The 2,278-nt window shown below is 67.1% G+C and carries 3 protein-coding genes; 1 reads left to right on the forward strand and 2 read right to left on the reverse strand.

What is annotated here, in order from left to right; translation table 11 throughout:
* Window positions 1-117 precede the first annotated feature (117 nt).
* Together ACTIFJ_RS15290 and ACTIFJ_RS15295 are read right to left on the reverse strand one after the other, a co-directional pair.
* The gene (locus ACTIFJ_RS15290) at window positions 118-867 is read right to left on the reverse strand and encodes an SDR family NAD(P)-dependent oxidoreductase (protein ID WP_439534975.1); all 750 of its coding nucleotides are present in this window, start codon (window positions 865-867) and stop codon (window positions 118-120) included.
* A 151-nt stretch (window positions 868-1,018) separates the two neighbouring features.
* Window positions 1,019-1,564, reverse strand: a complete 546-nt coding sequence (locus tag ACTIFJ_RS15295) for a hypothetical protein (RefSeq protein ID WP_439534976.1) — start codon at window positions 1,562-1,564, stop codon at window positions 1,019-1,021.
* A gap of 158 nt (window positions 1,565-1,722) precedes the next feature.
* Here ACTIFJ_RS15295 and mazG point away from each other — a divergent pair.
* Window positions 1,723-2,278, forward strand: a 556-nt coding sequence (gene mazG, locus ACTIFJ_RS15300) for a nucleoside triphosphate pyrophosphohydrolase (RefSeq protein ID WP_439534977.1), incomplete at its 3' end; no start/stop codon positions are given.

Below are 2,278 nucleotides of genomic sequence, written 5' to 3' on the forward strand. Positions count from 1 at the left end.
TGCGGGATCAACCGAATTAATTGGGGGGTCTGGGGCCTGCGGCCCCAGCCGCCGGAGGCACTTCCTTACCGCCGGGGCCAGTTTCCAATGAATGTCGATACAGCCGGGGGCGACAACCTAAAGCGCCACCGTCAGCCCGCCATCGACGATGATTGTCTGCCCGGTGACATAGCTGGCCTTGTCGGACAGCAGGAAGGCGATGACATCGGCCAGTTCGGCGGGATCGGCGGCGCGGCCCATTGGCACGGTCTTTTCCGCTTCGGCGAGACCGGCCGGCCCGAGCGAATTTTCTTCGGACAGGATCTGTGCGGTGCGCACGAACCCGGGCGCCACGCCATTGACGCGGACGTTGTGCTTGGCGAGTTCGACGGCGGCGGCCTTCACCAGCCCGGTGATGCCGGCCTTGGCGGCGGAATAATGCCAATGGTCGTCCCATCCGGCGACGGCGCCAGCGATCGAGGACACGCAGACGATGGCGCCCTGGCGCGCCGCGCTCATTGCCGGCGCGGCGGCCCGGATCAGTCGCAGCTGCCCCTTGAGGTTGACGTCGAAAACCTTGTCCCATTTTTCGTCGGTGAGGATCTGGTAGCCGGCGCGCGGCGCGATCCCGGCGTTGGCCACGAGCGCCGAAACATGGCCGAACCGCGCCTCGATGTCGGCCACCAGCGCCTCGGCCGCCGCGGTATCGGTCACATCGAGCAGAACGAATTCCGCCGCGCCGCCATCATCGACAATATCGGCCACCACGGCCTGGCCTTCGGCCTCAAGAATGTCGCTGACGAAGACATGATAGCCATCACGCCCGAGCGCGCGCGCCGTCGCCGCGCCAATGCCGATACCCGCGCCCGAAACCAACGCCGCTTTCATGCCCGAACCTCATCGATGTGATTGAGGGGCATCATTGCCGAACCCCTGCCACAGCACAATCCCGGGCCATAATTAAACATAATATATATTATCGATATAATAGACCCCAAAAGAAAGGGCCGGGGATAACCATCCCCGGCCCTTATTCCGCTCAAGCGATCTGGCGTGCCTGCGCTGAACTATGGCCGCCATTGCGCGCCAGGATGCGCCGGGCCTGCTCCCGGTCGATGCCCTCGCCGCTGACGACCACCAGCACGCCACCCTTGCCGAGATGCTCGCTATAATAGCCGGCGTCGGCCTCGCTCACATGGCTCTTCAGCGTTTCGTTGAGCGTCCCGGCTGCAGCGCCCGCCGCGGCGCCGATGGCCACGGCTTCGGGCACCAGCGCCGCCGCGATCGCGCCGCCCGCCACCAGCGGGCCGACACCGGGGATCGCCAGCGCCGCCACGCCGAGGCCGGCGCCCAGCGCGCCGCCGCCGAGGATGCCGCGGAACCATTTGGTCTGCTCCTCGTCGGTCACATGGCCGGCGCCGTCGCGCGTCGTCGTCGTCCGGCCCTGCCGCGCGATCACCGACAAGGAATCGTCCTCGATACCGGCTGCCCGCAGTTCGGAAACCGCCAGAGTCGCTTCCTGCTCATTGTCGAAAATCGCCGAAGCCGATCGATCCTCATACACCGCCACATTCTCGTTGATCATGATTCTCTCCATCATCCCAAGTTGTTGGCCGGATCCTGATGATGCCTCAACGCACCGCCGGGCCAGCCTTCCACATCGAAACAACCGTTGCCCTTCAGGAAAGTTCACCCGCTCGTCTCATCCCGGCTGACAATTCCGCCGTCCTGCGCCACAACCCGATGATGACCGATCTCTCCCGCATCAGCGCGATCATGGCCCGGCTTCGCGACCCCGAAACAGGCTGTGCCTGGGACCGCGCCCAGGACTTCGCCTCCATCGCCCCCTACACCATCGAGGAAGCGCACGAAGTCGCCGACGCCATCGCCAACAACGACATGGCCGAACTCCGCAAGGAGCTCGGCGACCTCCTCTTCCAGGTCATCTTTCACAGCCGCATGGCCGAAGAAGCCGGGCATTTCTCCCTCGCCGACGTCATCGCCGGCCTCTGCGAGAAGATGGAGCGCCGCCACCCCCATATCTTCGGCTCCGGTGGACCAGAAGTGCCCCGGCCCGATTGGGAAACCCTCAAAGCCGCCGAGCGCGCCGACACCGCCACCTCGGCGCTCGACGGGGTCGCCCGCGCCCTGCCCGCCCTGATGCGCGCCCAGAAGCTCCAGTCCCGCGCCGCCCGCACCGGCTTTGACTGGCCAGGCCCCGCCCCCGGGCACGCCCCGGGGAGGGGGGAGGGGGGGGGGGGCGCCGCCGCCCCCGCCCCCGCGGGGCGCGGCGGCGGGG

It is taken from the genome of Polymorphobacter sp. (genome assembly GCF_051860865.1).
GTDB lineage: Bacteria > Pseudomonadota > Alphaproteobacteria > Sphingomonadales > Sphingomonadaceae > Sandarakinorhabdus.